Source organism: Pseudoalteromonas sp. APC 3691 (assembly GCF_030408135.1).
In the GTDB taxonomy this organism is placed as follows: domain Bacteria; phylum Pseudomonadota; class Gammaproteobacteria; order Enterobacterales; family Alteromonadaceae; genus Pseudoalteromonas.
Map to the genome: position 1 here is coordinate 1 of NZ_JASDCB010000128.1, position 2,763 is coordinate 2,763.

4 protein-coding genes are annotated in these 2,763 nt (G+C 38.4%); 2 read left to right on the plus strand and 2 right to left on the minus strand.

What is annotated here, in order from left to right:
• Positions 1-165: 165 nt before the first annotated feature.
• Entirely contained in the window at positions 166-603 is a 438-nt protein-coding gene (locus QL998_RS20465) for a group II truncated hemoglobin (RefSeq protein WP_004335148.1), read from the minus strand.
• Positions 604-657: 54 nt separating this feature from the next.
• Here QL998_RS20465 and aroE point away from each other — a divergent pair, with 54 nt between their 5' ends.
• Both aroE and QL998_RS20475 read left to right on the plus strand, forming a co-directional pair.
• The gene (aroE, locus tag QL998_RS20470; RefSeq protein ID WP_024604902.1) at positions 658-1,482 is read left to right on the plus strand and encodes a shikimate dehydrogenase; all 825 of its coding nucleotides are present in this window, start codon (positions 658-660) and stop codon (positions 1,480-1,482) included.
• Positions 1,479-1,733 carry a DUF1488 family protein gene (locus QL998_RS20475; RefSeq protein WP_004335144.1) on the plus strand — a complete coding sequence of 85 codons (255 nt, stop codon included), beginning with the start codon at positions 1,479-1,481 and terminating at the stop codon, positions 1,731-1,733. The genes aroE and QL998_RS20475 overlap by 4 nt, the downstream gene beginning before the upstream one ends.
• On the opposite strand, the gene QL998_RS20480 is transcribed toward QL998_RS20475, so the two are convergent.
• Entirely contained in the window at positions 1,725-2,270 is a 546-nt protein-coding gene (locus QL998_RS20480) for a gamma carbonic anhydrase family protein (RefSeq protein ID WP_024604901.1), read from the minus strand. The two genes, QL998_RS20475 and QL998_RS20480, sit on opposite strands and share 9 nt — an antisense overlap.
• Positions 2,271-2,763 lie beyond the last annotated feature (493 nt).

Consider the following 2,763-nt stretch of genomic DNA (forward strand, 5'->3'; position numbering starts at 1 on the left):
CCAATGAGTATGTTCGTTAATCATAATGTGCCCTCAAACAAGATTTGAAGATCTGATCATGACATTGAGATTTAGTTCAAAAAAATCCCCGCTAATTTCTTAGCAGGGATTTGTGTATAAGAGACAGCTAATTAGCGCCTTTTTGCATTATGGCTATATATAAATTTAATGCTGATTGATCATGTGCGTTGCTAGTTGAGAGAATGATTGCTTTAAGCCTTCACGCAACAACGGATTGTCTATTTCTATATCCAGCGTTTTATTCATGCAGTACATCCACTGATCGCGCAATGCTTTATCTACAGTAAAAGGCATATGTCTTTTACGTAGCATTGGCTGGCCATGTTTTTCAGTAAATAGGTTTGGCCCGCCTAACCAACCAGATAAAAATTCAAAAAATACTTGGCGAATTCGATCTAATGGCAGAGGATGCATATCATATAACGGTTTAGCGTATTCATCTGACTCCATTATGTCGTAGAATCGATTGGAGATAGCTCGCGCCCCTTTCTCTCCACCTATTATTTCATACGGTGTTTTTTCAGGAGTAGGAGCCTGTTGCTCGGGAGCCGGCTTAGATTTAGAAAAAAGTCGTTTAATCATATTACTTATCATCGTTAATAGGCAGTGTTATAGCTGCAAAGAGGTTGCTTTAAAATGGACAAATATGCGGTTTTTGGAAATCCAATTAAACATTCAAAATCCCCCGCGATACATAAACAATTTGCTGTATCACTGGGTGAGCAAATCGACTATCGCGCAATATTAGCACCTATCGATAACTTTGAAAAAACAGTATTGTCTTTTTTTGAGCAAGGCGGTGTGGGTGCTAACGTTACAATGCCATTTAAAGAGCAAGCTTATGCAATGGCTGATGAGCTTACGCCATTAGCCAAAATAGTAGGGGCTGTTAATACATTAAAAAAACGAGATGATGACTCATTACTCGGTGATAACACCGATGGTGTGGGCTTTGTAAATGATTTACTCGCTAATGAAGTAGCCATAACTAATAAACGCATTTTAATCATAGGTGCGGGCGGTGCTGCTCGAGGGGTTATTTTACCTTTGTTAGAGCATAACCCTCAGGAAATAATAATAGTTAATCGCACAGCACAAAAAGCCAAAGAACTCGCAGAGCTGTTTACCCAATATGGACCAGTATCTGGCTTTGGTTTTGATGATTTACCAGTAAGCGATTACTCACTAATAATAAACTCTACCTCTAGCAGTATGAATAACGAACTTCCAGCACTTGATAAAAAACACATAACTAACTGTGAAGTCGCTTATGACATGTTTTATTCACTGCAAAATACCATTTTTATGAATTGGGTTGCACAGCATAATATTAACGCTAAGCTTTTAGATGGCAGTGGCATGTTAGTTGGCCAAGCTGCTCAAGCATATTATGTATGGCGTAATAAAATGCCAAAAATACTTCCCGTCGTTGATGCGCTCAAACAAGGAACGCTTAAATGAATCAGGCAATACAATTTATAGATAGGCTAGAGTTTAGAGAGCCCGATCATCAGTTAGTATTTTTTGCACAAGTTAGTGGCATGCTGGTGGAGTGTGTAATAGAAGTAAATACACTTAAATTAACAGACGAAAGCCATGCAACAGAGTATTTTGAAAAGTATCGTTTTGATTACGAAGAACGTGCCGAGGAGCTTATCGAAGAAGAGAGCTATAACTCGGCAGGCCAAATTGAAGTAAGCTTATTAACTTAAATTAGCTATTTCAGCTAAATACTCATCTTTAAGTGATACGTAGTTACTGGCAGATATTTTTAAAAAGGCAAGTTCTTGCTCCGTTAGAGGGCGGGCTTGCTTAACCGGACTCCCTACATATAAGTAACCAGACTCTAAGCGTTTGTTTGGTGGTACCAAAGATCCCCCACCTATAATTACATCATCTTCAACAACCACGTTATCCATAATAATAGCGCCCATACCTACAAGTATACGGTTTCCTAATATACATCCGTGCAGCATTACCTTATGACCTACAGTTACATCGTCACCTATAATAAGTGGATAACCATCTGGATTGCTTTTAGTTGCACGAGATAAATGCAATACACTGCCATCTTGTATATTGGAGCGTTTACCAATACGTATATAGTTAACATCGCCTCGGGCAGCTACTAAAGGCCAAACACTACTATTATCACCTAAAGTAATATCACCAACCAAAACTGATGACTCATCAATATAAACAGACGAATTAAACGAAGGAGTTACACCTTTATAAGAACGGATTGCCATATTTAGTACCTTTTAGATAATAGTTATTAGCTTTGAGTGTATCAGCAAGGTTATTTTTGTACCATAAAAGGCACCGTTTGGTTACAAAACTATCAGTTTCAGGGGGTTTAGTTCAGATACTGAGCGAAAAGCATCTTTTTTTACTTTTTCTTTAAAAAAGTACTTGCGTAAAAATCTGTTCTCCCTATAATGCGACCCCACTGAGACGGGATATGGCGACGCGCAGCGGACAACGCATAGCGAGGCAGGAACAACTCAGAGAGTTAAATAAAACTTCGGTTTTAAATATTCCAAAAGAAAGTTTAAAACTAAGTGTTGACTCGGAAAATAAAGGGTGTATTATTCGCATCCCTTGAGGCGCTAAAACGACTCAAAACGTTCTTTAACAATATAAAGCAATCATCTGTGTGGGCACTCGTACAGATTGAGTTCTAACAGCCAACCTACTTAGGTAGCGAGGCAAACAAATTAGAGTCTCAATTGAAAACTGAGT